Genomic DNA, 26,755 nt, shown 5'->3' on the forward strand with positions numbered 1-26,755 from the left:
CATTTGCTTTGTGTTTAACTATCTTCTTAGCAATTGATTCCCCTTTTCCTATATAGGAGCGTTGGTAGCAGCTTTTATTCTGTTTGAAATAAGTTTTTACCATTTCTTCGGTAGAGAAAGGGAAAACAATAAACTGCTCTGAACTTCCATTTGTTTCCGTTATGAGAAAGGGGTTTTTATTGTAGTGAAAAAATTATTACAAAGACTATTGAATGCAAAACTCCACGAAGAACCTGTCAGCGAAATACGCATAGGAAATATCATACAGCTTTATGGAGGGAAGGCATACAAAGTAACAACATATGAAGGTGATGAAAACCAACATCCGACCCATCACAAAGTCTATTTGGAGCCGTACAGAAGCTGGCACCCCGTTTCTCTTCCTGAGGTCGACCCATACAAATCCAGAGTTTGGGACAGCATCCAGGAATTAAATGAAGAGTTACTCCAAAAGAGTGAACGGATCCTATCGATAGAAAGAGGAAAAGGAAAGTGATATGGCAGGAGCGATCCTTATCGAATTTCCATTAAAAAAGCTGATAGATCATAATCCCATCAAGCATCATGAAAAGCGCCATAACATTGTTTCAAGGTGACAGCAATTCAAACTTGAATGGAGGCGTTAATAATGAATTCGATCAGTTGGTTTGATTGGATAACCCCGACTAATCCAGTCGCTTCATTATTTTTCGGTATACTTTTTACGATAATTATCGGGATTACGGTGTGGGTGGAGGCAAGAGACCTCAAAACCGTGGTTGTGACGACTATAACCGGTATCATTGTAACGTGTGTCGGAACTGCTATTTTAAATGTCATTGGTTTTTATCCGTAAATCAGTATGTAGTCCTTATTAAAAGGAGGTGAAATTATAAAAAAATATATCCCGGTTGTATGGTTATGTTTCATTTTACTATTATCAGCTTGTACGAAGGGGGAAGAAGATACCGAAGAATATTCAGGCATTATTGGTGATGGTAAAGTGATGGGCTATGAGTACACCATAACAAAAGAGAAAAATACATTTTTATGGAAGGTTGGTTACAAAGAAGACCTAACCATTATCGAAGAAAGTATCCACAATGAAGAACAATTACAAAATTTCATGAGGGCTGTAAGTGATAGTAAAGTGATCCTTTCAAAACTAATTATATCGTTATCATACATATTAATTGTGGCAGGAATTTCGTTTTTCATATACAAGAAGAACAGAGATTCACTTAAAGGTGGGGGCACAGTAGTAGGGGTATCAGCGAGTATTATTGCCTTATATTTTGCCGTTGATGCATCCTTTGACTTATATATCGTCCTGCAAGATGTAAAAAATCACTATCTAAGTCTAACTAATTAAGGTAAGGGACTCTCCCTTACCAAGTTCTGAAAATTATAACCATGCGGGATTTTATAGCAAAAGATAAGGGGGGGTAAAATGGATGAAACAGAATGGGGTCTACAGGAAATGAAGCGTCTGAAAAAGAAGCACTTAATTCTGTACAATTTAGTGATGCTGCTGTTAGTTGTTTCGTTTGGTTTATATGCAGAGAACGGCGGAACTGCGCCCCTCACTTTAAATTTGTGCTGCGTGATTTGCTGAATCATCACCGCTAATACGTGGTATACCCTTATAACAAAAAAAGCCATTGGAACCAGATCCATGCAACGTGTCCATGCCTTTGACATAGACCACATGGGAAAAAGCGCTGGAAGCGAAAGAAAATCTTGGAGGCTATCCTTATTAGTGTTGTAACCATTGGTTTGACAGTGGTGCTGGTGGTCATGGAATATGACTCTGTAAGATTGGATTTTCCTATGGATGCCCTCCCATTTATCGGTGCGTGGTCAGCCTATAACATCGGAGAGATTGGCAGGATTAATAGATTATAAGTAATCTTCAGTTATTTGATATACATAATTGAGCCCCCCTTCATGACCAGAGGTACTACTATAGTGAAGTATAGAATAAAAGGAGAGGCTGCAATCAGATGAGTAATGATAAAAGAATTTCACGCAGGGCTAAAAGTAAAGATATCGCTCGCTTCCTGTACCTATTAGCTGTGATTGTAGTGAGCCCATACTTGAGCAATGAATTCAACATCATTGGAGCACTGGCCATTGCCTTAGGTGCCTATCTCATCCTTTTGTTCATCCTTTATTCATTCAACAAGAACAGAGACTTGGAATAGATATTCCCCCTATTCTGCTTAAACAGAACAATTGACAATCCATTTGATATAGGCATATAATTTTGCACCAAGGAAAAACATTTCGCTTATGCAAAAGGAGTTCCTTCACTATGATGGATTTTTTCACTGATTTAAACCCTGTCCTGCAAGCCTTAGCAGCTACCCTTTTCACCTGGGGAATGACAGCTCTCGGAGCAGCTCTCGTCTTTATAGGAAAGAAACAAAACCAGAAAGCGATGGATGGGATGCTGGCTTTTTCCGGAGGGGTTATGATTGCTGCCAGCTTCTGGTCCCTGCTTGCCCCTGCAATTGAAATGGCTGAATCAAACGGGACGCCGTCATGGCTCCCTGCTTTAATAGGGTTTCTTTTAGGTGGCTTGTTTCTGATGATGGTCGATCAAATATTGCCTGTACTAGAGAAGAATGACAACTTCTTACATGAAATAAAAGATAAAAAAGCCAAACGGAGAACATCTCTACTGATTTTTTCCATCACCCTCCACAATGTACCTGAAGGTCTTGCAGTTGGTGTCGCTTTCGGTGCCTTAGCTGTCGATTTTTCCACAGGATCCCTTTCTGGTGCCATCGCTTTGGCCCTCGGGATCGGGATCCAAAACTTCCCTGAAGGTACCGCAGTTTCGCTGCCATTACGCAGAGATGGAATGTCTAAGAAGAAGAGCTTCTTCTACGGACAGGCCTCTGGAGCGGTAGAGCCCATCGCGGCTGTCGCAGGAGCACTGGCTGTGATTTTCATCCAGCCCCTCCTTCCTTACGCTTTAAGCTTTGCAGCAGGAGCTATGATTTTTGTTGTAGCCAAAGAAATCATCCCTGGCTCCCAGGAAAAAGGCCATGTGCAGATAGCCTCAATAAGCTTAATGGTCGGATTTGCTTTGATGATGACACTGGATGTCGCATTAGGATAGGAAGAGCCTTCCCGTGAAAGGAAGGCCATGATTCATAAGAAGTTCGGGAACCTAAAAGCTTCACTCAATATGCAATATCGGCAAGACTCTTTAATTGTGGCTGGCCCCGAGTACTGCCTTCAAATTTGTATAGGATGAAGTCAGTCTTCTATATACTTATCTTTAACAAACTCTGCGCCGAGACCTGCAGCCACCATAAGAACCAAAGGTCCAAAGTTCCAAACAAAAGACCCGCCGAACAAAGGGATATCTAACGAGGTGGTCCTATTCACAATGAGAACCGATATTTTTGCAATCAAAAGTGCTACCCCGATTAAAAAAGTGACATCAAAGAACGCCTTAAGCCTTGGGTGGGCCAACTGCTTGCTGTCGTTAATCACCTTCTCCTTCAATTCTTCATCACTCCTCAATAATTCATCAATGGTTACACCGAGCAGATCACTTAAATGAATGATGATTTCAATACTCGGATAATTTTGCCCGTTTTCCCATTTGGAAACAGACTGCCGGCTCACGAATAATTTTTCCGCTAATTCTTCCTGAGACCAGCCTTTGTTTTTTCTGTTCTGTTTTAATTTGTCTGCAAAATTCATATCAACGATCACCTTTCTCGGTTTATACTCCATTATGGCTGGATTTTAGTGAAATAGTAAAGAACGCGCTGGTTGCAAGTCCTCGCACTTAGAGGTTTACATGCTGAGTTCCTTCATTTGGCGCGGCATGAGGAAAAAATTATAAGGAAACTTAGTCTGATTCTTATTACCTTTGAAACTGTTAACTAAGCTGATACGTATTCATCTTGAAAGTAATCAAGCATATATCTAAACTTGAATATAGTTGATTTAGAATGGGGTGGAAAGATGGATTTTGTTGCCTGGATGATTGTCGCAAGTGAGATCGGGTTTTGGGTAGTGATTGCTGCAGGGCTCGTCACACGTTATATTTTCAAACGGAAAAAGCTGGGGCTATTCCTGTTAGCATTGACTCCCGTGATTGATCTGATTTTATTAGTGACGACGAGTGTAGATTTGTGGAACGGGTCGACAGCCACCATGGCCCACGCAATTGCAGCTATATATATCGGAGTCTCCGTAGCATTCGGAAAGAGCATGATTGAGTGGGCAGATGTAAGGTTTCAGTATTACATAACAAAACAGGGCCCGCGTCCTGAAAAACTTTCTGGCATTTCCCATGCCAAGCACTACTTTAAAGGCTGGGTGCGTCATGTTGCTGCCTATGTGATCGGGGCCGCCTTTCTTGCCAGCATGATTTTTCTTATTGATGACCCTATACGGACAGAAGCGTTATCAAGCGTGCTCAAACTTTGGACGCTCGTCCTGGGAATTGATTTTTTAATCGCCATCAGCCACTTCATCTGGCCGAAGAAGTGAAACCAAGTGCGCAAAAGCCCACGTACGATGATAAGTCACTCACAATTTAACGTTTTATTATTGCCTAGACGGTAAAAAAGTGTCTGTACTCCCGCAAGAGAGTCAGACACTTTTTCATGCGGAGAGGTTCTTCAAACAATTATATTAAGGTTTTAATATAATTGCTTTCTCTCCTTCTTCGATATGGATATGAAAGTTTCTTAGCCTTTTGTGCTTAAAATAGTCACGGGTTTCCTTCGGGACATAAATACGTCCTTTTCTACCTACTGTACTCATCACATCATGGGTTTTATTATCAGATGGCTTAATAACAATATTATTATTTTTCACCCTTAGCGTTACTGTGACCCCTTCTTCTATATGTAGTTTTCTTTTCCATTTAACTGGGATGGTGAAATCACTTTTATTACTAAGATCGATGTTTTTTTGAGTTGGTATCATGTTTTTCCCTCTCAATCCTCTGAAATAATGTCCATATGTTTCAAATGATTTTAGTCAGGGCTGATTGAATTCCATGGCAGGATAATTGAGGAGCTGAGGCCCAATTGGTCCTCAGCTTCAATATCTATCCCTGTGAATTTTTATAACAATCTAACTGTTTTAATGCGCCATCATTTCATGAGCTATATCATGGCCTTCCATTTCTGAAGGATAGTATGTTGGCCAGTTGATGACTTCATCCAATAGAGCTGCACGGTCACCTCCCCAGTAGAGGTGATAGTGCCCCGCATCAATCGGATTGATGCTATGATCACTAAATTGAATATATTGAGGAAGACCCTCAGCCTCTTCATTTAGTTTATAAATGTACCGTACCCCTCTATTTCCCGCCTCATAGGTAAGAATTTCATAACCATCGTAGTTGTATTTTCCCGTAGATTTTTCACCATTTTTGAAGAAGGTTACGTTATTTCCTTCGATTACAATACGTTCCACATCTGTTTGATAACCTATCTTATAATACTCTTTATACTCTTCAGCTGTCATTTCACTGTCTTCCTCTGCTTTATGAGAGAACACTTCATCAAGCGTCCCATCCTGAAGGTATGGATATACAGATTGCCAATCTCCTTCCCAGTCGGAAAGTTGACGATTCTCCACTTGATCATCTTCGAAATATCCATCATAAATTTGTTGCGCTTCTTCATCATCTGCATGACCATGGTCATGATTGTGTTCACTTTGCTCTTCCGATTCAGAGGCTTCCTCTGAATCGGAGGAAGCCCCAGCTAAGGCAGTTGCTAATCGATCTAAATTTTGCTCCATAAGCGTGAAGTAGTCCTCTTCATTTTTAATATCTTCCTCTGTCAACACAGACAAGTTATGAATACGTGCAGTCTCTGCAGCAATTTCCTTTCTAACTACATCAGCAACTTTAGGTGTAACGTTCTGTTCAAAAAATACATGATTCAAGTTGTGCTGTTCAGCTTTCTCTATGATTGTTTGCAGTTCTTTCTGTGAGGGTTCATTGGTGGGGCTCAAGCCAGAAACGGCGATTTGTTCAATTCCATAAGCTTGCTCCCAGTATCCATAAGCGGAATGCGAGACGATGATCTTATTCTTAGGTAAACTTTCCAGTTGGGCATGGTACTCTTGATCTAAATTTTTAAGCTTTTCTTTAAGCTTTTCAAAGTTTTTGTTGAATGTCTCTTCTTGTTCAGGTTTAAGCTCCACAAGGGTATCTTTAACATTCTCAGCTAGCTGGATTGAGCGGATAGGGTCAAGCCAGACGTGCGGATCTTGGTCCCCATGATTATGTCCCTCATGTCCTTCTTCATTATTGCCCTCATCTTCATGAGCATGTTCATCCTCATGATTACTTTCCTCTCCTTCATGAGCATGTTCATCCTCACGATTACTTTCCTCTCCTTCATGAGCATGTTCGTCCTCATGATTGCCTTCTTCATGGTTATGAACGTGCTCTTCTAAATCAATTCCTTTTGAAGCTTCTAGTATTTTGACATCTTCGGATTGGATAGATTCTGAGATTTGTTTTGCATAGGACTCTAAACCTGCTCCGTTATAAATGAAAGCATCAGCTTCTGCAATTTCTACCATTTCTTTGCTCGTTGGTTCATAAGTATGTGGGTCTGATCCAGGCGGCAAGATCGATTCTACGGAAGCCTGGTCTCCTGCGATCTGCTCAGCAAAAAACTGCATAGGATAGACTGTTGTAAATATTTTCAAATCTTCACTTGAGTTTTCACTACTAGTTGCCTCTTCATCTGAGCATGCAGCTAACACAAAAATGAGAGCAGCTAGACTGATTATGCCTAAAGTTCTTTTAAACATTCTTCTCCCCCTTTTCATTTCTCAATGATTATATCGTAATGATTACTAATTGTAAATAGTACTGATTACTTTTTGATCTTCTAAAAAAAGCCGGTTAAATTACACCGGCTTACTGACACTGAGGACATGCCCCGTATATTTCAAATTTGTGATTTTCAATCTGGTATCCTTCCAATTTATCATTCATGGTTTGCATAGGGCAGAACTCGACAGCTTTGGTTTTCCCGCAAAACGTACAGATGAAATGGTGATGATGGCCGTTGGAAGTGCAGGCCAGACGGAAATGTTTCTCCCCGTGAAGTTCTGTCGCTTCCAGTAGCTCCTCATCTGTCAAAAGGTATAAATTTCTATATACCGTATCGAAACTTACACTCGGAAAGTCTACCTGGATCATTTTCAGAACTTCTTTTGCAGCGATGTATTGGTCCTGATTTACAAAAATCTCCAGCATCCGTTCTCTCTGCCTGGTGTGCTTATACCCTTTTTCTTTTAGCTTTTGGATAGCTGTATTCAAGTTCATAATGCTTCACCCTTTATCGAGAATTGTGTACTCACTTTTTTGTAAGCGATAGTCAAAATCAGAATGAGAATGGCCGTCATAACAATCGTGCCCCCAGGTGGTACGCTGAGATGATAAGCCGAAAACAAACCGATAATGACAGAGGTTTCACCGAATAATACAGATAACCCGATCGTCTGCTTAAAGCTCGTAGAAAGGCGTAAGGCAGAAGCTACCGGCAAAGTCATCAATGCCGAAACCAGCAGGATTCCTACCACTTGCATAGAAGAAGCAATCACTAAAGCTACCATCAAAATAAATAAAAGGTGAACCCAACGTCCACTGACACCTGAAATCGATGCGTGTTCCTCATCAAACGATAAGACAAACAGTTCTTTGTAAAACAAGAGGACGATCAACATTACGATTGAAGTAATGATTAAAACGGTCCACATATTCGAGCGGCTCACAGCGGTCACACTTCCGAATAAATAGCTGAATAAGTCCGTGTTGAAACCGTCGGCCAGAGAAATCAAAATCACTCCTAATCCAATCCCGCCAGACAGGATGATCGGAATCGCCAGCTCTTCGTAATGCTTGTACACTTTTCTTAAGCGCTCGATTAAAACAGCCCCTATAACTGAAAAGGCCATCCCCATATAAACGGGGTTCCAATCATTTATTCCGGATACTCTCTTTTCTAATAACAGACTGGCCGCTATTCCCGTCAATGTAATATGGGAAAGAGCATCTGCAATTAAAGAAAGCCTCCGAACAACGATAAACACTCCAAGTAAGGGTGCAACCAGACCAATTAAAATACCTGTGATTGCCGCATTTTGCAAGAATTCATATTGGAAAAAGCTCTCAAACATCAGGAGGACACCTCCCCATGCTCATGATTATGGGTGAGCTGCTGGACATTGTGGCCATACATCCGGGTCAAATCCTGATCACTGAATTGATCATATTCCTCTGATGCACCATGGAAATGGATGGTCTTATTCATACAAGCTACGTGGGTCGCATGTTTGGTGATTGTCCCTATATCATGTGTGATCAAAAGAAGAGTGATGCCGTTTTCCTGATTCAGCCTTGCCAATAAATCGTAAAACTCAGTGACATGCTTCGCATCGACTCCTACTGTCGGCTCATCTAGGATTAATAAGGAGGGGTCACTAACAAGAGCACGAGCAATGAATATTCTTTGCTGCTGACCACCCGACAGTTCTCCAATATTGGTGTTTGCATAATATTCCATTTCAACAACCTTTAACGCCTCAAGCGCTTTTTGTGTGTGCTCTCGTTTGAAAAATCGGAAGGCACCGAGTCTTGAGACAAGACCTGATTTCACTACTTCCAAAACACTTGCAGGAAAACCAGAGTTAAAACTGTTCGATTTTTGTGATACATATCCGATTTCTTTCCAGTTCCTAAATTGTTTAATAGGCTGGCCAAATACGTGCACGCTTCCTTTAGCAGGCTTATTAAGTCCAAGAATCAGCTTAATCAAAGTAGATTTTCCTGAACCGTTCGGACCGACCAATCCAAGGAATTGGCCCTCCCTGATAGTGAAGTTCACATCTTCCACTACCCATTCTTTATCATATTTAAAAGATACATTTTTCATTTCTACTATCTTATTTTTACTCATTCGATACCCCTCACAAAATAGTAATGATTACGAATCATTTTATTACTCAAACATAGATGAACTATACACTTTCTATGACGTCGATTCTTATGTTCTAGTTAATATCAGTATAGTTAATTCATAGTCATTACGATTTGACTCATGTTAATTGTAAAGGAGGATTCCATGTGAATCAAGAATATTCTCCTCCTTCTAAAGAGTTTAATGGCTGGGAGCTTCCTTTAATTGAATCTGATCGATTAAAACCATAGAGGCAACAGCAGAACCTTATGTTTACAAAGAATTGGAATTCGCTGGGTAAACGGTGGGGAGTCATAGCTTGAAAGAAAAAAATGTCTGCCCTCACCCAAGAGAACAGACATTTTTTCACATAAGAAGCAACGTCAAACCCGGTGCTAAGACCGAAACGATGACGGCACTCAACACCATCGCAATGGTGCTGACAGAGCCCTCAAGCGGATCCCGTTCCATTGAGGTCGCTGTTCCGATCGCATGCGAGGCACTGCCCATGCCGACCCCTTTTCCAAGTGGATGGGTCAGACGGGCATATCGCATCACAACAGGGTGAATCAGGACCCCGCCAATGCCTGCAATCATGACAAAAACAGCCGCTAGCGGCATAACGCCTCCGCTCGATTCTGCAATGGACATCGCGACAGGTGTCGTCACCGATTTCGGAACGATGGAATGAATGATCAACTCACTGAACCCGGCCCACTTGCTGAGCAGGAGTCCAGAAGTAACCCCGACGAACGCGCCAATCAACGTCCCTGTCAAAATCGGCAGGAGCATTCTGTTCAAAACATCACGGTATTGATAAAGCGGATAAGCAAGCGCAACCACCGCCGGACCAAGCAAATGATCGATCCACTTGCCCCCTGTCATGTACGTTTCATATGGAAGATGGAATAAAAGCAGCAAAGCGATGATCGCCAGCGTCGATAAGATGATCGGGGCGGTATAGATCCGGCGAAATCTACGGTAAATGAACAACGCCCCTTGGTAGAAGAGGATCGTCAGCCCGATCATAAGTACAGCTATCAGAAGTTCATTCATGGGCTGCCTCCCTCCTTCGCGCCATCCACTGAGCGACAAAGCCTGAAACCCCCATGACTAAGGCCGTACTCAACAAGCCGATGAGAATCAAGAGCGCCCCTTCACCCTCAAATACGTACGCATAGCTCATAACCCCGACCGTAGCCGGGATAAAAAAGAATGGAAGATGGGTGATCATAAAGCCCACTCCCTGCTTGATCCAGCTTTCCGAGATGATTTTCAGAGACAGGAGTGCAAACAGGACTATCAAACCGATGACACTGCCCGGAATGAACAGATCAAAGGTGTTTTGGATAAGTGTTCCGAATAGATAGATTACGTATAATCCTATGATTTGCAAAATGATAGTGAAGACCTTTGGCACGTGTGATCCTTCTTTCTAGTTGTGAGATGGAAGTTTACTTTCTTTATTATATAGGAATGTGGTGAGCACACAAAAAATCCTGCCCTCAAAGTTAATCAGAGGGCAGGAAACTTTTATTTGTCTTTTGCAATTTCCAGACGATTTGGAGCTAAAGGTGGTTGCTCCAGCCACTTATTTTTTGCCATTAAATTGAACCATTCTTTTGTAATCATGATGTTTTTCAATATGATTTTCTCATAAGTCGCGACGAGGTCTATTCGCATAGCAGATGCAAGACCTGCTCCATGGTAGGATTGAGAAGATTGTAATAAGAACCCCATATGATACAACATTAACTTATCCGAAAAAGGAGCATCCTGAGAAACAGTCACCTCTGATTCCCAAGACATTGGAACAGGTAAATTATCTCCTTTCAATTTTTTACCCAGTGTTTGAATTTGCTGGTCAGATGCATTTTGGGCGCTCTTAAGAAATTTTCTTACCTCTTTTGATTGCGTGACCTGGCTAAATCCAATGGAAAGTGACTTTTCCAGTATCTTCTTTTTGATATTAAGAGATAAAGCGATAATTTCCGTTGCGGCTAATGGGCGCTTGTCTCCAAACATACCATCAAGAAATTGTTGATCTTGGATGAATTCAGGATTGTCTTCCGGGTAAAAGGACGGATCTCGTTGAAAGTGCCCCTTTTCCACCAGTAATTCAGTTGTTTGATGATACATTCTTTTTGCATCATCATCACAAGAATCGTAAAAATGGCGTAAATCTTTTCTTACTGAAGAACTGAGCGATGTTGTGTGTCCCAACAAACCATGCAGCGTCATGATATGTAAATAGTGCAAACAGAAGATATCTGAAAACAACCTCTCTGCCCCATTATTAAGGTCTGAATCAGAAAACCCGACCGGAACTGGAAACCCCTCGTTTTCAATAAAAGTTGTCAGTTGTTTTTTCTGTTTCGCAAACGTCTTTATTGCATCTTCGAAAAGTGTTTTTATTTTTTTGTCCTCTATGATCGTTACCATATATTTGTTTAAAGTATCAACGGCCGTTCCATTCACATACTCCCCCCACAATGTCCCTATCTCTGCAGCAGTGAGCTTTAAATTCTCCTTACCCATAATCATCACCTCTAGGAAGAGTTTGCCCAGAGTTTATTTGAATTATTAATGTTTATTCTAAATGAAATCAGCCTCCTTTCTTGATTCATTCGCTTTGTTAAAGCAGAGAAATTTCAGCTATTCACTAGGGTAAGTAAACTCTTTTGTTTGGCTATGTTCCGTTAGAAGTCCTTTGTGGCAAATTTCAGAAGCTTATTACTCTAAAACCCATCAATACAACCAACACTAATAAAACACTGCCACTAATAAAAGCGGATTTGCTCTGTTCCCCCTTTCTTTCTTCTCACATTACTGCTTTCCATAAGCCCCATCATGATTATGGCAATCAATCCTTTGGTTACGTAAAACGGTTCAAAATCATAAGCGATCACTAATGAAACCCCTGAAAATAACATCACTATAAAAAATAATCGCAAGAACATTTGCGTCATGTTTGCGGCTTTGCTTTTATTCAACCCGTATAAGAAATAAGTCATGAAAAACAATGTGAAAATAAATATCCAAGAGCTGCGATGAATCGTCTGAAACAAACCGATATTTTCTAAAATATAGCTCATCGTTAAACCTCTTTACATTTTAATTAGATGTTCGATTTTCGAATGAAAAACTCTGCTAGTACTAAATTGATAGTGAATGCTGACCATACAGCAACGATATAAGAAATACCATAGTCAAAGTGAAGCCCATTATGAAAAATAGCGACAATAATATAGATGGTTAAATTTGCATAGGTCAGAAAGAAACTTCTTAACATCCACTTTCTATGCTGAGCGATTTTCCTTCTCCTTATATTCAGGTATCCATTTACTGTTGTAAGAAGCCATAATGTATTCAATATCCAAAAACCAACCACACTCAGAAAACCGCCATTCGCATAAATGGCAACATAGTAACCAGGTACCATATTTGACAGGATCGCTAAGATATAGATACGGCCATTCCACCGGTGCAAGAAAGGCTTTTTATTTCTAATTCTTTTTGAAAGACCTAATGGACCAGTCATTAAAGCAACGATCGCCAGGATGATATGGATTCGAATCATCACCATCCATAGGTTTTTGTTAACTGGAACTATATCTTTATTGCTTAAAAAAGAAGTGAGTTCTGGATCTACGATGAAATTTTTTGATGCCGTATGCAGAACCCACATCACAGAAACCATAGACAGGATTACAATTAAAGACTTTCTTCTTTTCATACTGCTCCTTTGTTAAATACCTTAGACCCTTTTAACTTGGATGAGATCATTCCTGCCTTAGCTTGACCCTCAAGGGTATTTCCATTAATCGAGACATCAAAATTCAAATTTAATTTCATTGGCTTTTTGACCTGCTGCTTCCACTTCAACCTGTTACCGATGGCTTCTGTTTTTTCCAGTTCCGATTGATCACCATCCGTAACTGCGATCCCAATGAGCTTGTTATCTTTAATTTCTAATTCATAGGTTACATTTATTTCTCCAATAGGAGTCGAAATGGTGACTTCCCACGTCCCTTCAATCTCCTCTTGAAGTGGATGGGATTCAGAAGTTTCAGTCACCGTGATTTCTTCGTTATTACTTTCGATAGAGTTATAGCCAATGGGTAAAGCACCTTCACTCTTCCATACGATTCCCCTTTTTTCATATTGGAACAACCTCTCCACTTCATAGGCAATGCGAGGACCAAGTTCCCTTTCCACAACATAGATAGCAAGATCCAAACCAGAAGTTACTCCTGCTCCAGAAATAATATCCCCATCGTCTACGACACGAGCGTTCACAGCATTTGCTCCTGTTGCTGCTAGTAAATCCATGCCCATATGATGTGTGACGACATTCCGCCCTTCAATAGATCCTGTCATTGCTATTAACAGTGAACCACCACAGACGGATGCGACAGTCATTTCCGGATCCTTAACTGCTTCCCTGATAAAATCTCCCATTTCTGTTTCAGATGCTTTTTTAAGTTTCATTGGTATGGAATCAGTGTCTCCATCGATCATTGATCCTGAGGCTCCTGGTATAAGCACAATCCCTTTTTTAGATGCATCCAGTTTTCCTTCCACTTTAAAAGGGAAATCATTTATACCGCTTAAAACATCGCCTTCCCCGTCTACACTTACAAAACGAACGTCGATTTCTTCTTCAGTAAACTGATTAGCTGCAGAAAATACTTCATAAGGAGCTACGACATCTAATAAATCAAATCCTTCAAACAGCGTAATTTGAATATTCATTAGGACACCTCATTATTCATGATAAAATCAGACCGGACCGTCCGGTCTGATTTTATTGTAACTTAATCACCGTGAAAAACCAATTGAATGAATATGTCTATTTATTGACACCTACTTCGTGTAGGTAGCTAACAGCCTTTCTGTATATTTTATTGTATGTTCCACATGCTCATTGCTTAATGAAAGCCGACTCGTCATGATCGCCCCTTCCATTGATGACAATAAATGGGAGGCCAAAGAACGTGGTTCCATCTCAGTCGTATATTCTCCATTCTCTATACCTTCACGAAGTAAAGATTCAACGAACAAAATCATTTGTTGAAAAGCCTCTGCCATCATCGTCTTCAGTTCTGGAAAATTGCTGTCACTCTCAATAGCAGTGTTCAGCATAGGACATCCTCCTTCAATGGGCGGGTTATCCACTGCATCTAAATAGATATTTGATATTGCCATAACCTTTTCCGTAACAGTGTTCTTATTTTCAATTGATTCCCGCATAAAGGAGTCTATGATTGATCCTGCTTTTGCATATGAGGCTAAGACGATTTCATCTTTATTCTTAAACCTTCTGTAAATGGCTCCTTTAGGTAAACCGGTCTCATTCATAATATCTTGGATAGAAGTCATATGAATTCCATTTGTATTAAAAAGCCTCAGTGACTTATCGATAATTTTCTGAGAGACCCCATCTTGCTTACTCATTTTAAAACTCCTTACTCCTCTTAACTTTAAGTTTAATTATAATGAAAGCCGTACATGCTTACAAATTAATCACCCTTGGTCCTATTACCTTCAGGAACATTTTTATAAGCATTTGAAGGACCTTTATTTCTCATTCGCCATCCAGAAGCTGCTCACCTATCGGAATCAACGTCAGCACACTCACCTTTATCGTATCTGGTTTGATGGGAATGCTGTTGGCTCAATCCGGCATTTTGTTTGCGTATCGTCTACAATAAGCCACAACAACAGCCGGTACATTGTTTGAAATAGATGCCCTAGCCGCATGGCTAATTCATAAACCACTCCTGGTCGTTAATCCCCTTATTGAAGCTCCTTTTAATAATTATAATATAATGGGCAAAAATAAAATGGACACTCTTAAAGGATTAGAGATGAGGTGAGTTGTTCTGTGCCGTTAAAGTATAAAAGCTTTTTTTCAGTCCTTGGTCAATGGATTTTCTTTGGAAGCATAATCGGGATCATTGTTGGCTCGGCAACTACCTTCCTATTAGAGACAAACGATTACCTAGGAGATGATCTACGATTAAAAAGAGATTGGCTTATCTTCCTACTTCCCTTTGGAGGAATGATCATCGGATACATATATATGAACTACGGAAAGGTGTTTTTCAATAATACTTTGAATGACACTGCTGAATTAAATAATCTCGTAATCGATTCCGTGCATGGAAAAAAAGAGGTACCGCGAAGAATGGGGCCGATCGTCTATTTCGGAACGTTCATCACAGTACTATTTGGCGGTTCAACAGGGAGAGAGGGCGCAGCTGTCCAAATGGGAGGGAGTGTAGCAGCAGCGGTCAACAAATTTTTCAAGGTAAACAAATTCGACAAGAAAATTTTAATTATGAGCGGTATAAGTGCTGGTTTTGGGTCTGCCTTTGGAGCGCCCATAACTGGTGCTGTGTTTGGCATAGAAATGGCTGCTTTAGGAAAACTGAAATTTGAAGCCATTGTTCCTTGTCTTACAGCCAGCTTTGTCGGCCACTATATCACTACAGCAGCCTGGGACCATAAACATGAAGAATTTATAATACAAACCATACCAGAAATATCTATTATTACGGTTCTAAAAGTTATTCTTATATCTGTTATTTTCAGTCTTGTAAGTGTTTTATACTGTCAGTTGAGACACGGAATCCAAAATTTCTCCGAGAAACTTTTTAAGAAAAACCATATGAAAAGAGCCTTTTTTGGAGGGATCATCATTGTAGTATTAACAATGATTGTTGGTTCACAAGACTATAATGGCCGGGGATTAGATATGCTGCAACAATCTTTTAGTGAAGATGTTCCACCCTTTGCTTTTCTGGCGAAGCTGGTATTTACTGCAGTAACCCTGGGCAGCGGCTTTGTTGGCGGAGAAGCCATCCCTTTATTTTTCATCGGGGCAACATTAGGTAATGCCTTACACTCGTTCATTGACTTACCCATGTCATTTCTCGCCGCTTTAGGATTAATCGCGGTTTTTTGCGGGGGTGCGAACACCCCTATAGCTGCCTTCCTGCTGGCAATGGAGATGTTTGATGGGAAAGGGTTAGAGTACTTTTTTATTGCTTGTTTAGTCAGCTATCTATTCTCAGGACATCATGGACTCTGGCCATCTCAGAAAATATATGACCCTAAGAGCAGGTTATATAATCTCCCCCCAGGAGAAACCATAGAAAATATAGAAAAGAAGAAAAAAAGCACGAAACAAAAATGATTGTTCGGAAAGGGAGTTGCTTGTGGACTTTCACTTCTTATGGAAAGCGAGTGTAGTGGTCATAGGAGGCGTCCTGATTTTGCGTTTAGCTGGAAGAAAATCAATCTCACAGCTTACGGTTGCTCAGACTGTCATGATGATAGCTGTAGGGTCATTAATTATTCAACCGGTTGGCGACAGGAACATTTGGATTACAATGGTGATCACATTTTTAATGGTCATTACTCTTCTTTTTATTGAGTATATTGCTTTGAAATACAATGCTCTTGAGACGTTTATTTATGGTAAATCACTTCTAGTCGTTGAAAACGGCCAAGTGAATGAAAACAATTTGAAGAAGCTGCGATTAACGGTTGATATGCTTGAAGTACGAATGAGACAACAAAAAATTCAAAATTTCTCTGATATACAATGGGCTACAATAGAACCGAACGGTCAGTTAGGATATATGTTAAAGTCTGACAAGCAATACGCTACCAAAGAGGATATTGAGATGCTCAAATCGCTGATTGAAGCAAATCAATCACATTCTCAGAATATAACGCCACAAACTCAAACAAGTATGGCAGATAACATCTTTACGGAGGTCAAAGACAGAAAGCATAAAGAAAAACCTAAAGAGAACCTGGATTAAAAACAATGATAAATGCATCTCAACTTCAACCAGGGTATGATAACTTACGTTTTGTTTTCCTCATTGAGATGATAAAACAGATAAAAAGATTATTTTTTCCTGTTATATCAATGGTCTCGTTTAAGAAACCAATGTATTAAGATGCCACGAGATACATTTTATCCTTCTTAAAATCCTTCTATGGAAAATTCACATTAACTCCAATTGGCGGCACAGCGCCACTAATTCATAAATTCCTGTAACCTGCTTGCGGAGCCGTTCATTGATTTGCAGAACGGCGTTTTCAGTGACTCGTTTTGCCTGTCCAACGCTCTGTTGTTCGATCGCATCGACGTACTCCTTCATATGGTCGAGGAAATAGACGGTGTTTCGCAAAGTGTGGATGAGCAGTATTTTCCGGACGTGCGTAGGGGTGAATAGACGATATCCGTTTTCTGGATTCCGGACAGATGTAAACAAGCCTTCCTTTTCCCAATGACGGATAGCGGAAGGATTGACGCCGGTGAAATCAGCCACTTCGCCTATTCTCATATATTTTTTCAGCTTCGTTTGCTGGATTGAGGGGAGCTCCATATTCTCTAGCAGCTTAAGCGTATGATCGGCCGTCACCTTTTCTTCATAGAGGAGGGACTGCTGGTGATTGACTACCCAAAAGGCTGCATCCATTTCTTGCTTCTGAATATGATGAAGCACTGTACGGGCAACGTCTGAACCGAACCCGAAAAACAAGGCGCGCAGGCAGCGGAAATAGGCGAGGTGGACCTCTGTATACAGTCGGTAGCCGTTATCTCCCCGTTCAGGCTCAGGGACCAGTCCCCAGGATTCGTAATGGCGTAATGCACTTGTACTGATTTTCAGTTCTCTTGCAATATCTATCGGCCGGTAAAGAGTCATCTGGCTGTCCTCCCCTATCGTTATGTATGTACCGTATACGAAATCGTCCGGCGAAGCAAACATTGTAAAAAAACCCTTAAGCACCACGAGAAGGTTATTCAAGTCTATCGCTTAGAAGTATATAGATAATAAAGTCTAACCTTATCACTTGCATAAATGTTATATGATTTAATTAGAAACTAAAAGGAGGGATGATTTTGGATCATTCGATTGTCATTCAAGGAGCGAAGGAACACAATCTGCAGAACATTTCCTTATCGATTCCGAAAAATCTGCTCGTCGTACTGACGGGACCATCCGGCTCGGGGAAGTCTTCCTTGGCCATAGATACGTTATTTAAGGAATGCCAGCGCCAGTATCTCGAATCGATGGGGATGCAGGGCATTGAGAAGCCGAAAGTCGATTCTATCAAAGGCTTATCCCCAGCCATCAGCATCACCCAGCATGTCACCAATCAAAATCCCCGCTCAACCGTCGGTACGGTAACCGACATGTATACAAGCCTGCGAATGATTTATGAGAAATTAGGGACGAGATTATGCTCAGCCTGCCAGACGGAAATCGAGCCCGTCTTCCGCGAAGAGGATATCGAGCGAGAGGAAAACAGCTTTAAAGAGTTCATTTACTGCCCTTCCTGTAAACACCGCATGGAAAAATTGACCCGCACTCATTTTTCCTATAATACAACGGAAGGAGCATGTGGCACGTGTAAAGGTCTCGGAGAAGTCGTCAACATCGATCAAGGCACTGTCTTTCATCAGGAACATTCGTTAGAAGATGGAGCCGTCGATCTTTGGAAAGGCCGCTATGCCGATTATCAAATTCCAGTAGTGAAAACAGCGATGGCCCGTTACAACGTACCGCTCGATGGCCGCCTCCCTTTACGAGATTACACGGAAGGTCAGCGTGCCATTTTGTATTATGGTGTGGAAAGTGATGAAGTCAAAGCGCTTTTTCCTGAAATCAAAACACCAAAAACGGTAGGTGAAGGAAAGTTTGAAGGCGTCCTGACCGGCATGTGGAGACGTTTCTCGGAAAAGTCGGGGGCTTCAGCGGAAGCGAAGGCGTACTTTTACTCCGAGACGTGCCCAGACTGTCATGGCGATCGTTTGAATGAAGAAAGCCGGCACGTATCGGTAGCTGGAGTTAAAATTCCCGAACTTGCCAATCATTCGCTTGAGGATATGCTGCAGTGGGTCGAAGAAGTAAAATCTTCGATCAACGAGGGGAATTATCAGTTCGTCGATATCTTTATGGAAGACTTGAAGACAAAGCTTACTAGAATCATCAAAACCGGCTTAGGTTACCTGACTCTGGACCGGCAGTCCATCACCCTGTCCGGAGGAGAAGCACAGCGTTTACGGCTTTCCGCATTGCTTGACTCCGCGCTGACCGGCGTCCTTTATGTCATGGACGAGCCAACACTCGGTTTGCACCCGAAAGATGTAGCCGGTCTTGTCCACGTATTAAAAGAACTGCGGGATGTCGGAAATACCGTGCTGGTCATTGAACATGACGTCGATGTCATGAAGCAGGCGGATTACATCATCGATATGGGGCCTGGTGCAGGAAGTTTTGGAGGCGAAATTGTCGGTGAAGGCACATTGCAGGAGCTGAAAGGAATAGAAGGTTCGCTTACGGGTAAATACCTACGGACAGGCGAGAAACAGAAGGAAAGCTACCGAAAAGGGAACGGGAAAGAAATCATCGTTCATCAAGCCACCCTTCATAACTTGAAAAATGTTACCGTTTCCTTCCCAATCGGCTGTCTCATATCCGTAACAGGTGTTTCTGGTTCAGGGAAGTCCTCGCTCGTATTCGGCGCCCTTGCGAAAGGAAATGACAACATTCGTAGCGGATGTGAGCAAGTGACGGGATTAGAGCACTTCGACAAAATCGTAACGGTCGATCAATCCCCGCTCAGCCGCATGAAACGTTCCAATGTAGCCACTTACACCGATCTGTTTACTGCAATCCGGAACGTATTCGCCAAAACACCGGCAGCAATAGAACAAAAGCTGACCGCTAAACAGTTTTCTTTCAATACAGCAGGTGGACGCTGTGAAAACTGTGAAGGCATGGGATATGTCGCAACAAACATGTTGTTCTTCCCGGATCTGCAAGTCACCTGCCCTGTCTGTTACGGCCGGCGCTTCAAGCAGGAAGTACTATTCGTCACTTATAATGACCAGAGCATCCATGATGTGCTCGAACACTCGATCCAGGAAAGCGTCGAGCTGTTCAAGGACAAAAAAGAAATCAAACGGATCCTCGAATTGTTGATGGAAGTAGGTTTAGGCTATTTGAAACTCGGCCAGTCGTTAACAACATTATCTGGCGGAGAAGGACAGCGGCTGAAGCTCGCCAAAGAACTGTTCAAAAAAACGAACAAAACGACCCTCTACCTCTTGGATGAGCCGACGACCGGCCTGCACCCAAGCGACGTCCAGCAATTGATGAATCTGTTGAACAGACTTGTCGAAGCCGGCAATACAGTCATTACAGTAGAGCACGACACACAGCTGATCAGAGCGTCCGACTGGGTGATTGATTTAGGACCTGAAGGCGGACAAGCCGGTGGTGAGATTATTGCTGAAGGCACGCCGAGCGAAGTGACTAAGAGCGGTCATTCCTATACAGGACAGTATTTATAGTATGAAAAATGAGCAAGAGCTTGCACTTTACACGGAGACAGAGGGTTTAATGCTAACCCCCTGTTCCATTTTAAAAATCCCGGCTGCCTATCCAGGCAGCCGGGATCTTTGGTGTGTACCCCATCCCCAATTCTACACATTCTTTTCCAAACCACTCTCCACTTGAGTTTCTGCTTTTTTATGTTTATTTTTCAATCCCATTACAGGAGCCTCAGCCCATGAAAAATATGTTAGGATTTTTTCTATATTGTACCTACTCATCCAACTTTTATATATAAAGGAAGTGTTCGACACCATGAAAAAACTCTCGCAATTGCTGCTCGCAGCCTTACTCATTGTTCTTCTTGGGGCTTGTGCGGAACAGTCTGCGGAAGAGGCAGAGAACGCCCCTAAAAAAGAAAGGGCACCGGAACAAAAGAAGCAGGGTCCTCCCTACCAGACGTTAGAACCCTCTGAAGATGCTGTACCTCTAAAGGAAAAGTTGTCGGAGGAAGAGCTTACGAATATGCCGGAGCAAGAGCTTGCCCTTGGCGGTGATCCTGAGCGTGCTGTTCCTGCCGGTGAGACGCTTGCTAAGGATATGGAAGATAAGACGAACGGACCACTTAAGGATCACAGACTTGTGGCTTATTATGGCACCCCTCTATCGGAAAATATGGGAATTCTCGGCACAATGGAGCCAGAGGAGTTGATGAAGCAGCTCAAAGAGCAGGCGCAGGCTTACTCGAATGCTGATCCAAAACGTCCAGCCATTCCCACGATTGAGCTGATTACGACCATGGCCCAACGCGACCCGGGACCTGATGGAACGTACGTCAGCAAACTTTCCGATGAAAAGATCAAAGAGTATGTAAAACTCGCGGAGAAACATGATGCACTCGTCCTCCTCGATATCCAACTCGGTACAGATACCGTGATGAACCAGGTGAAGAGCATTGAGAAATGGCTGAAGCACCCGAACGTCCACTTGGCTATCGATACCGAATTTCAAGTTGAAGAAGGCCAAGTACCAGGGTAAGATCTAGGCAGGGTAGATGGAACAGAAGTTCAGGAAGCGGTTGAATATGTTTCCAAGCTGACCGAGGAAAATAATCTGCCCGATAAGTTCGTGCTTGTCCACCAATTCACGGAACATGTGCTTACAAATAAAGAGGCGATTCAGCCGACTGAAAACGTGGAAGTGGCGCTTAATTTTGATGGCTGGGGCTCCTCTGTCGACAAAATGGCGCTGTATAAAAAATACGTACGCGATAAACCTTCCCAGTATGGCGGTTTTAAAATTTTCTATGATAAGGATGAGCCGGTGATGACACCAGAACAAGTGGTGAAGCTCGATCCAAGCCCTGCGATTGTGAATTACCAATAAAAAAAGGAGTGCCTGTCCTCAAAAAGAGAACAGGCACTCCTTTAGATCTACTCAACACAGATTGTAAACAGATGAATGTCTAAATATCTCCTCGGTACTCTGTTAAAATATATATCATTCAGCAGTAAAAGGTAGAAGAAAGGATTTTTTACTATACCTTAATGCCATAGCTTTCGAAAATACTAGAAGGGACAAAGAATCACTCTTATGTTCTAAGCTCGTATGATAATACCTAAAAAGAACCCAGGGATTAGAAATAAATCCTTGAGTTCTTTCCGTTCCATTACAAACCAGGAGAATAAGAGGTTTCAGGAATATCTTCATATCGATCAGCATCTAGTTGCTCTACACTATCATCTGCAACTCCTTCAACAATACCTGTCAAACCGGTTTCTACAGCTTTCACTAGCATACCTTTTTTCTTCTGACCCATACTCTGGGTTTGACCCGTCACTTCAAAAAGAACGGTACCACTACCGTTTAAAGCGAATGAGCCGAGAGCTGTCCCTGGAAGGTCAAGTCCTTGACGGTACAACGTAATGTTGTCGAAAGGAGAGTTGCCCATTTCCTGTAAAGCATCATAGGCTGCTAGATTCAATTGACGGGAATAATCGTAATTGTAATCATCTGCATATTGGGCGTATTTTGCTCCATCATCACTTGTTGGATCCGGAACGAATTGGCCTGATAGAGAAAGAGTAACTGGATCACTTGTACCGTCTACATAATAGAGTCCCTGGTGGTGAAGGTCGACAAAGACATCCACTTTTCCGAACTCTTCTTGAAGATCTTTATAGACGTCGCGGACCGTTTGTGCTTCAGGAGTGATGTACCATCCTGGTTCGGAAGAGGAACCTGGCACATCTTCCGCTTGTGGGACGTAGTCTAGATCCGGGTTAAAGTCGCGGTTCACATCAAATCCTGGTTGGGAGGCATAGTCGTCTCCTTGAAGGGACCTATCATAATAATGGTTCCATGTAGGACCAGCTGCTTCTTCTAACTGAGGGAAATCTTCGACGACCTCTTCCCAGGACATATCATTGCCACGGCGGTCCAACTCTGATGCATCGGGGTTCATTTTCGGTAATGTGACGAGGGTCACTTCTTCTCTGATTTTCTTCGCTTGTGGGGAGTTGCTTGAACCTAGATACTTCAACAGGTTTAAGATAGCTTCTGTCCCTGTTTTTTCATTTCCGTGAATCTCACTTTCTATGAGAATAACACGGTCTCCACTCCCAACCCTGGCTTGATAGATATCAAGACCATTGTTCGATTGGCCGACAACATCCACTTCAACAAGACCCTGACTGGACTTTTCCAGTTGCTGCAGCTTTTTACCTAGTTGCTGATGGTCTGTGAAACCAGAGCTGTTATACGTTTGTTGATCGGGTGTGCCAGGGTGGTTCCCTGCGGCATAGGTTGGGACAGCAATGCTTGCAGCTAGTGCAAGTGTACTGACAACCGCAAATACTTGTTTCTTCATGAATACCACTCCTATTTTTTATTCTGTAATACCGACTTGATCGAACCCATCGGCTGTAGCTTGAGCTTCTTCACTGTTTCCACCATAAAGATCGATGGCGGACTGGATCAGTACCTCTCTCGCATGACTGAAGTCAGAATCAGGTGTCAAGTAAACAGTGAGAGCACGATAATAGATTTGGCCGAGTTTTTCTTTACCGATTTGTTCTCCTGTAATGTAAGCAGCATGATTGATGATTGATGAGTTGATATGAACTCCACCGTTATCTAGATCAAGCGGAAGGTCATAGTACTCGTCCATGTGGGAAGGATACATGCCGCTGCCATCTCCGTATGGAACATAATCTTCACCAACTGGGTACTTGCTAGGGTTACTGAGGCTCCGAAGCGATGTGCGCCCGGATGCTTTTGCTTCATCTGCCATGATATCTTCTCCAACTTCCCAATCCTCTTCATCTACCAGTGCTCCGAATATGTCAGAGAAAGCTTCATTTAGGGCACCAGATTGGTTACGGTATTTCAATCCCGCAGAATGGGTAGTCACCCCATGTGTCATTTCATGGGCAGCCACGTCAAGACCAGCAGATAATGGAACGAAAAATTCTCCATCTCCGTCTCCGTAGGTCATTTGCTCCCCATTCCAAAAAGCATTATTATAGTCTTCCCCGTAGTGAACGGTTGATTTGATGGCCATACCTTCTCCATCAATAGAATTACGGTCATGCTCTTCAAGGAAATATTCGTATACAGCTTCCGAGTTATAATGAGCATCAACGGCAGGTTTTTCATAGTCACTCTTGAAAGATGCATCATTAGAATGGAACAATTCACCAGGAAGAGCTCCATAGGCCCACTGGTTTTTTAGGTCGTAGGTGTAAATTCCCTCCAGTCCTTCATGGGAGTTGTCATATAAAAAGAAGTTTGTATTATTACTAATCTCTTTATCATTTTTTTGGGTGATATGAAGGAGGCGGTGATCACCTAAGACACCTAATCCGGAACCTTTGGCAGATTGATAGTCTTTAGCATGCATGAGCGCATTATACTGGTCGACGACTTCACCACTATTTGCATCTACATAGATGAACCAATTCCCGGGATCTTCGCCAAGGAAATTGACATTCACTTTATATGCGAGATGGTTTTGGTTGTTAAAAGGATAAATGACGAGATCAGAAGATGGAGAGGATACGAGTTTTTCAGGTGCCTCGATGGCTTCTTTGGCAAATTTTATACTCTCGTCCTCAGAAAGAGAAGCTGTCACGGAGACCTCCTCATCTTCGACCGATTGATTAAACTGCCCATTAACGGATTGTACACGGTTGTCACTATTATAATGAACAATGACTTCATGGCCTTCCACAGGCACCCCGTTTTTCTTCTGTTGTAGTTTCACATGAGTCATGCCCAGCTCATCTTTAGTAACTTCAGGTAAGCCTAAACTTTTTTCAGGACGATCAATTTTGAACTTGGCTTTATTTTTATTAAGGTAAGCTTTCGCAGCTTTTTCATTTGCTGCTGCTTGCTTTTCTGCTTGCTTTTCTTTTACAAAAAATGGTTTGTTTTCCTTTGCTTTATGTATCTTCTTTTGCTGTATTTCCGTTTGATCTTGCGGACTGATTGCGTGTGTTTGAGTGGGGGCTAGACTTCCCATAACTAATGCGGAAGATAGAACCGCCATTGGGATAACGTGTTTTTTCTTCATTTTTCAACCTCCCCGAGAGAATGTATCCAATTATAGGTAATTAAGTATGAAATATACAGAGTATATATAACTGTTTGTATTTTCTGAAAATATCGAATATTCATATCCCACACGCGACTTTTATCACACTAAATCTGCTGAATAATTGGTGATGATAAGCTTTAATGGAAATGGTAAAATTTGATACCTTTTTACTAAACGTAGAGACGAAATGGGTCGAATAAGGACCAGTTTCTAAATATTGTATGAGTTGAGTCAATTATATTTGTTAATCAACTGCTTGTGTCGATGCCTGCCCCCACTACATTAGCAAAAAAAGGATGGTGTAATATTTATGGTTAAGCACATAATGTTATGTACTTTTCAGGCAAACTAGTGCCTAACCAAGGTATTGTCTATTCAGGCTAGAAAAGCTTCCGTTTAAAACAATGAATCACCTCTGCTACTCTAGCTGCCTCTACCCCTAGACCAAATCAACACCTCAGTCTTTATAAGCTCTCTTCTCTTATCTTTCGTTTTTACCCACCTGTGCCACATATTTGGATATAAGATTCGATTCAATTAGGATCCCCTTCAAAACAAGACAACTTGTCCCCTTGCACTTTTCGTTTGATACCATTAAAGTATATAATGGTTGAAATCCAGCCTAACTGGTAATGGATATAAAATAGACATTTTTACTTTTTAACTTTGGGAACACGTTTTCCCTTAAGGAAAGGGTTCAGATATATTATGAAAGATAATTTTTGGCATGAGTTGCCACGTCCGTTTTTTGTTTTGGCACCGATGGAAGCCGTTACGGATGTCGTTTTTCGCCATGTCGTGAGTGAAGCAGCGAGACCTGACGTGTTTTTTACAGAGTTCACGAATACGGAAAGCTACTGCCACCCGAAAGGAAAAGACAGCGTACGGGGGCGTCTGACGTTCACGGAAGATGAACAGCCGATTGTCGCCCATATATGGGGAGACAAACCTGAAAACTTCCGCCAAATGAGTATTGGCATGGCCGAAATGGGCTTTCGTGGCGTGGATATCAATATGGGATGTCCTGTGCAGAATGTTGCAGCGAATGGAAAAGGGTGCGGGCTGATCCGTCGACCGGATGTTGCAGCGGAAATCATCCAGGCATCCAAAGCGGGAGGACTGCCCGTCAGTGTGAAGACCCGTCTTGGTTATACGGAAGTGGAGGAATGGCACGACTGGCTGAAACATCTCCTGGAACAGGATATTGCCAACCTTTCCATCCATCTCCGTACGAAAAAGGAAATGAGTAATTTCGATGCACACTGGGAGCTGATTCCGGAGATCAAGAAACTCCGTGATGAAGTAGCCCCTGATACGCTTCTGACGATCAACGGAGATATTCCTGACCGTCAGAAGGGACTTGAACTCGTAGAAAAATATGGCGTGGACGGCGTAATGATCGGTCGGGGGATTTTCCATAACCCGTTCGCTTTCGAAACAGAGAAGAAAGAACATACCAGTGAAGAACTGCTCGACCTCCTCAGGCTGCAGATCGATCTTCATGATAGATATTCCGAAGAACTGGAACCCCGGATTTTCAAACCGCTCCGCCGCTTCTTTAAGATTTATGTCCGTGGATTCCGTGGGGCGAGTGAGTTGAGGAATCAACTGATGAGCACACATTCCACCGATGAAGTGCGTGCACTGCTTGATGAATTTACTGAAGAACATGGAGGAGTGACGGAACAGGAAGGTTTTTCTGTTTCTTAGGTAACTCTTTTCGTTTGAACAGAATAAAACTTGGATTTCTACAGGAGAGGAGAGCCGTTAGGGCTTTTCTCTCTTTTTAATTCGGTTTATGGAAGATTACTGTTTGTATGAGTTTTACACGAACTAGAAAGTGCCTGCCCCCA

At 42.1% G+C, this 26,755-nt stretch carries 29 protein-coding genes; 13 read left to right on the top strand and 16 right to left on the bottom strand.

Annotated features, from left to right (window positions below; all coding sequences use genetic code 11):
- Window positions 1–184: 184 nt before the first annotated feature.
- The 6 genes from ACTWPX_RS02505 (at window position 185) to ACTWPX_RS02530 (ending at window position 3,106) form a co-directional block, all read left to right on the top strand.
- Window positions 185–496 carry a hypothetical protein gene (locus ACTWPX_RS02505; RefSeq protein WP_443118374.1) on the top strand — a complete coding sequence of 104 codons (312 nt, stop codon included), beginning with the start codon at window positions 185–187 and terminating at the stop codon, window positions 494–496.
- A gap of 132 nt (window positions 497–628) precedes the next feature.
- Window positions 629–835, top strand: a complete 207-nt coding sequence (locus tag ACTWPX_RS02510) for a hypothetical protein (RefSeq protein WP_443118375.1) — start codon at window positions 629–631, stop codon at window positions 833–835.
- A 147-nt stretch (window positions 836–982) separates the two neighbouring features.
- Window positions 983–1,351, top strand: coding sequence for a hypothetical protein (locus ACTWPX_RS02515; protein ID WP_443118376.1), 369 nt, complete (start codon window positions 983–985; stop codon window positions 1,349–1,351).
- A 78-nt stretch (window positions 1,352–1,429) separates the two neighbouring features.
- Complete coding sequence (locus ACTWPX_RS02520) at window positions 1,430–1,594, top strand: hypothetical protein (RefSeq protein ID WP_443118377.1); 165 nt, start codon at window positions 1,430–1,432, stop codon at window positions 1,592–1,594.
- Between the two features lie 388 nt (window positions 1,595–1,982).
- Window positions 1,983–2,183: a hypothetical protein gene (locus ACTWPX_RS02525; protein ID WP_443118378.1), complete on the top strand. Its 201-nt coding sequence runs from the start codon at window positions 1,983–1,985 to the stop codon at window positions 2,181–2,183.
- Window positions 2,184–2,293: 110 nt separating this feature from the next.
- Complete coding sequence (locus tag ACTWPX_RS02530) at window positions 2,294–3,106, top strand: ZIP family metal transporter (RefSeq protein ID WP_128525221.1); 813 nt, start codon at window positions 2,294–2,296, stop codon at window positions 3,104–3,106.
- 140 nt (window positions 3,107–3,246) lie between these two features.
- Here the strand turns inward: ACTWPX_RS02530 and ACTWPX_RS02535 are convergent, their stop codons facing one another.
- A complete protein-coding gene (locus ACTWPX_RS02535; RefSeq protein WP_128525220.1) occupies window positions 3,247–3,699 on the bottom strand; it encodes a helix-turn-helix domain-containing protein in 453 nt (150 codons plus the stop codon).
- 267 nt (window positions 3,700–3,966) lie between these two features.
- Between ACTWPX_RS02535 and ACTWPX_RS02540 the strand changes: the two genes are divergently transcribed.
- A complete protein-coding gene (locus ACTWPX_RS02540; RefSeq protein ID WP_443118379.1) occupies window positions 3,967–4,497 on the top strand; it encodes a hypothetical protein in 531 nt (176 codons plus the stop codon).
- A 144-nt stretch (window positions 4,498–4,641) separates the two neighbouring features.
- Here ACTWPX_RS02540 and ACTWPX_RS02545 read toward each other — a convergent pair whose 3' ends face one another.
- From ACTWPX_RS02545 to ACTWPX_RS02600, 12 genes are all read right to left on the bottom strand, one after another.
- On the bottom strand, window positions 4,642–4,938 hold the full coding sequence (locus ACTWPX_RS02545; RefSeq protein ID WP_443118380.1) for an AbrB/MazE/SpoVT family DNA-binding domain-containing protein: 297 nt from the start codon (window positions 4,936–4,938) through the stop codon (window positions 4,642–4,644).
- Between the two features lie 159 nt (window positions 4,939–5,097).
- A complete protein-coding gene (locus ACTWPX_RS02550) occupies window positions 5,098–6,789 on the bottom strand; it encodes a metal ABC transporter solute-binding protein, Zn/Mn family (protein ID WP_443118381.1) in 1,692 nt (563 codons plus the stop codon).
- A 109-nt stretch (window positions 6,790–6,898) separates the two neighbouring features.
- On the bottom strand, window positions 6,899–7,309 hold the full coding sequence (locus ACTWPX_RS02555) for a Fur family transcriptional regulator (RefSeq protein ID WP_443118382.1): 411 nt from the start codon (window positions 7,307–7,309) through the stop codon (window positions 6,899–6,901).
- Complete coding sequence (locus ACTWPX_RS02560) at window positions 7,306–8,163, bottom strand: metal ABC transporter permease (RefSeq protein ID WP_443118383.1); 858 nt, start codon at window positions 8,161–8,163, stop codon at window positions 7,306–7,308. Before ACTWPX_RS02560 ends, ACTWPX_RS02555 begins: the two co-directional genes overlap by 4 nt.
- Entirely contained in the window at window positions 8,163–8,942 is a 780-nt protein-coding gene (locus ACTWPX_RS02565) for a metal ABC transporter ATP-binding protein (RefSeq protein WP_443118384.1), read from the bottom strand. Before ACTWPX_RS02565 ends, ACTWPX_RS02560 begins: the two co-directional genes overlap by 1 nt.
- 366 nt (window positions 8,943–9,308) lie before the next feature.
- Window positions 9,309–9,998 carry an LrgB family protein gene (locus tag ACTWPX_RS02570; protein WP_443118385.1) on the bottom strand — a complete coding sequence of 230 codons (690 nt, stop codon included), beginning with the start codon at window positions 9,996–9,998 and terminating at the stop codon, window positions 9,309–9,311.
- Window positions 9,991–10,362, bottom strand: coding sequence for a CidA/LrgA family protein (locus tag ACTWPX_RS02575; RefSeq protein ID WP_443118386.1), 372 nt, complete (start codon window positions 10,360–10,362; stop codon window positions 9,991–9,993). The genes ACTWPX_RS02570 and ACTWPX_RS02575 overlap by 8 nt, the downstream gene beginning before the upstream one ends.
- A 113-nt stretch (window positions 10,363–10,475) precedes the next feature.
- A complete protein-coding gene (locus tag ACTWPX_RS02580; RefSeq protein ID WP_443118387.1) occupies window positions 10,476–11,480 on the bottom strand; it encodes a DUF3231 family protein in 1,005 nt (334 codons plus the stop codon).
- A 242-nt stretch (window positions 11,481–11,722) separates the two neighbouring features.
- A complete protein-coding gene (locus tag ACTWPX_RS02585; protein ID WP_443118388.1) occupies window positions 11,723–12,037 on the bottom strand; it encodes a DUF1516 family protein in 315 nt (104 codons plus the stop codon).
- Window positions 12,038–12,060: 23 nt separating this feature from the next.
- Window positions 12,061–12,678: a DUF2306 domain-containing protein gene (locus tag ACTWPX_RS02590; RefSeq protein ID WP_443118389.1), complete on the bottom strand. Its 618-nt coding sequence runs from the start codon at window positions 12,676–12,678 to the stop codon at window positions 12,061–12,063.
- The gene (locus ACTWPX_RS02595) at window positions 12,675–13,697 is read right to left on the bottom strand and encodes a DJ-1/PfpI family protein (protein ID WP_443118390.1); all 1,023 of its coding nucleotides are present in this window, start codon (window positions 13,695–13,697) and stop codon (window positions 12,675–12,677) included. Before ACTWPX_RS02595 ends, ACTWPX_RS02590 begins: the two co-directional genes overlap by 4 nt.
- A 111-nt stretch (window positions 13,698–13,808) precedes the next feature.
- Window positions 13,809–14,399 carry a TetR/AcrR family transcriptional regulator gene (locus ACTWPX_RS02600; protein ID WP_443118391.1) on the bottom strand — a complete coding sequence of 197 codons (591 nt, stop codon included), beginning with the start codon at window positions 14,397–14,399 and terminating at the stop codon, window positions 13,809–13,811.
- A gap of 430 nt (window positions 14,400–14,829) precedes the next feature.
- On the opposite strand from ACTWPX_RS02600, the gene ACTWPX_RS02605 reads away from it, so the two are divergent.
- Window positions 14,830–16,143: a voltage-gated chloride channel family protein gene (locus ACTWPX_RS02605; RefSeq protein WP_443118392.1), complete on the top strand. Its 1,314-nt coding sequence runs from the start codon at window positions 14,830–14,832 to the stop codon at window positions 16,141–16,143.
- A gap of 22 nt (window positions 16,144–16,165) precedes the next feature.
- A complete protein-coding gene (locus tag ACTWPX_RS02610; RefSeq protein ID WP_443118393.1) occupies window positions 16,166–16,777 on the top strand; it encodes a DUF421 domain-containing protein in 612 nt (203 codons plus the stop codon).
- Between the two features lie 189 nt (window positions 16,778–16,966).
- On the opposite strand, the gene ACTWPX_RS02615 is transcribed toward ACTWPX_RS02610, so the two are convergent.
- Entirely contained in the window at window positions 16,967–17,671 is a 705-nt protein-coding gene (locus tag ACTWPX_RS02615; protein ID WP_443118394.1) for a MerR family DNA-binding transcriptional regulator, read from the bottom strand.
- Between the two features lie 197 nt (window positions 17,672–17,868).
- On the opposite strand from ACTWPX_RS02615, the gene uvrA reads away from it, so the two are divergent.
- From uvrA to ACTWPX_RS02630, 3 genes are all read left to right on the top strand, one after another.
- The gene (gene uvrA, locus ACTWPX_RS02620; protein ID WP_443118395.1) at window positions 17,869–20,325 is read left to right on the top strand and encodes an excinuclease ABC subunit UvrA; all 2,457 of its coding nucleotides are present in this window, start codon (window positions 17,869–17,871) and stop codon (window positions 20,323–20,325) included.
- A gap of 295 nt (window positions 20,326–20,620) precedes the next feature.
- Entirely contained in the window at window positions 20,621–21,343 is a 723-nt protein-coding gene (locus ACTWPX_RS02625) for a hypothetical protein (protein WP_443118396.1), read from the top strand.
- Between the two features lie 90 nt (window positions 21,344–21,433).
- Window positions 21,434–21,691, top strand: coding sequence for a hypothetical protein (locus ACTWPX_RS02630; protein WP_443118397.1), 258 nt, complete (start codon window positions 21,434–21,436; stop codon window positions 21,689–21,691).
- A gap of 283 nt (window positions 21,692–21,974) precedes the next feature.
- Here the strand turns inward: ACTWPX_RS02630 and ACTWPX_RS02635 are convergent, their stop codons facing one another.
- Window positions 21,975–23,174, bottom strand: a complete 1,200-nt coding sequence (locus ACTWPX_RS02635; protein WP_443118398.1) for a M14 family zinc carboxypeptidase — start codon at window positions 23,172–23,174, stop codon at window positions 21,975–21,977.
- An 18-nt stretch (window positions 23,175–23,192) separates the two neighbouring features.
- A complete protein-coding gene (locus ACTWPX_RS02640; protein WP_443118399.1) occupies window positions 23,193–24,878 on the bottom strand; it encodes a M4 family metallopeptidase in 1,686 nt (561 codons plus the stop codon).
- 732 nt (window positions 24,879–25,610) lie between these two features.
- On the opposite strand from ACTWPX_RS02640, the gene ACTWPX_RS02645 reads away from it, so the two are divergent.
- A complete protein-coding gene (locus tag ACTWPX_RS02645; RefSeq protein WP_443118400.1) occupies window positions 25,611–26,612 on the top strand; it encodes a tRNA dihydrouridine synthase in 1,002 nt (333 codons plus the stop codon).
- Window positions 26,613–26,755: the final 143 nt, after the last annotated feature.

This window comes from Halobacillus sp. H74, from assembly GCF_052246715.1.
GTDB lineage: Bacteria > Bacillota > Bacilli > Bacillales > Halobacillaceae > Halobacillus > Halobacillus litoralis_A.

Coding starts and splice junctions, on each gene's coding strand:
- ACTWPX_RS02555 (WP_443118382.1), bottom strand. CDS start 7,309: ATGAACTTGAATACAGCTATCCAAAAGCTAAAAGAAAAAGGGTATAAG.
- ACTWPX_RS02600 (WP_443118391.1), bottom strand. CDS start 14,399: ATGAGTAAGCAAGATGGGGTCTCTCAGAAAATTATCGATAAGTCACTG.
- ACTWPX_RS02615 (WP_443118394.1), bottom strand. CDS start 17,671: ATGACTCTTTACCGGCCGATAGATATTGCAAGAGAACTGAAAATCAGT.
- ACTWPX_RS02635 (WP_443118398.1), bottom strand. CDS start 23,174: ATGAAGAAACAAGTATTTGCGGTTGTCAGTACACTTGCACTAGCTGCA.
- ACTWPX_RS02545 (WP_443118380.1), bottom strand. CDS start 4,938: ATGATACCAACTCAAAAAAACATCGATCTTAGTAATAAAAGTGATTTC.
- ACTWPX_RS02510 (WP_443118375.1), top strand. CDS start 629: ATGAATTCGATCAGTTGGTTTGATTGGATAACCCCGACTAATCCAGTC.
- ACTWPX_RS02590 (WP_443118389.1), bottom strand. CDS start 12,678: ATGAAAAGAAGAAAGTCTTTAATTGTAATCCTGTCTATGGTTTCTGTG.
- ACTWPX_RS02550 (WP_443118381.1), bottom strand. CDS start 6,789: ATGTTTAAAAGAACTTTAGGCATAATCAGTCTAGCTGCTCTCATTTTT.
- ACTWPX_RS02565 (WP_443118384.1), bottom strand. CDS start 8,942: ATGAGTAAAAATAAGATAGTAGAAATGAAAAATGTATCTTTTAAATAT.
- ACTWPX_RS02530 (WP_128525221.1), top strand. CDS start 2,294: ATGATGGATTTTTTCACTGATTTAAACCCTGTCCTGCAAGCCTTAGCA.
- ACTWPX_RS02625 (WP_443118396.1), top strand. CDS start 20,621: ATGAAAAAACTCTCGCAATTGCTGCTCGCAGCCTTACTCATTGTTCTT.
- ACTWPX_RS02525 (WP_443118378.1), top strand. CDS start 1,983: ATGAGTAATGATAAAAGAATTTCACGCAGGGCTAAAAGTAAAGATATC.
- ACTWPX_RS02540 (WP_443118379.1), top strand. CDS start 3,967: ATGGATTTTGTTGCCTGGATGATTGTCGCAAGTGAGATCGGGTTTTGG.
- ACTWPX_RS02520 (WP_443118377.1), top strand. CDS start 1,430: ATGGATGAAACAGAATGGGGTCTACAGGAAATGAAGCGTCTGAAAAAG.
- ACTWPX_RS02570 (WP_443118385.1), bottom strand. CDS start 9,998: ATGAATGAACTTCTGATAGCTGTACTTATGATCGGGCTGACGATCCTC.
- ACTWPX_RS02645 (WP_443118400.1), top strand. CDS start 25,611: ATGAAAGATAATTTTTGGCATGAGTTGCCACGTCCGTTTTTTGTTTTG.
- ACTWPX_RS02560 (WP_443118383.1), bottom strand. CDS start 8,163: ATGTTTGAGAGCTTTTTCCAATATGAATTCTTGCAAAATGCGGCAATC.
- ACTWPX_RS02595 (WP_443118390.1), bottom strand. CDS start 13,697: ATGAATATTCAAATTACGCTGTTTGAAGGATTTGATTTATTAGATGTC.
- ACTWPX_RS02535 (WP_128525220.1), bottom strand. CDS start 3,699: ATGAATTTTGCAGACAAATTAAAACAGAACAGAAAAAACAAAGGCTGG.
- ACTWPX_RS02580 (WP_443118387.1), bottom strand. CDS start 11,480: ATGGGTAAGGAGAATTTAAAGCTCACTGCTGCAGAGATAGGGACATTG.
- ACTWPX_RS02640 (WP_443118399.1), bottom strand. CDS start 24,878: ATGAAGAAAAAACACGTTATCCCAATGGCGGTTCTATCTTCCGCATTA.
- ACTWPX_RS02585 (WP_443118388.1), bottom strand. CDS start 12,037: ATGAGCTATATTTTAGAAAATATCGGTTTGTTTCAGACGATTCATCGC.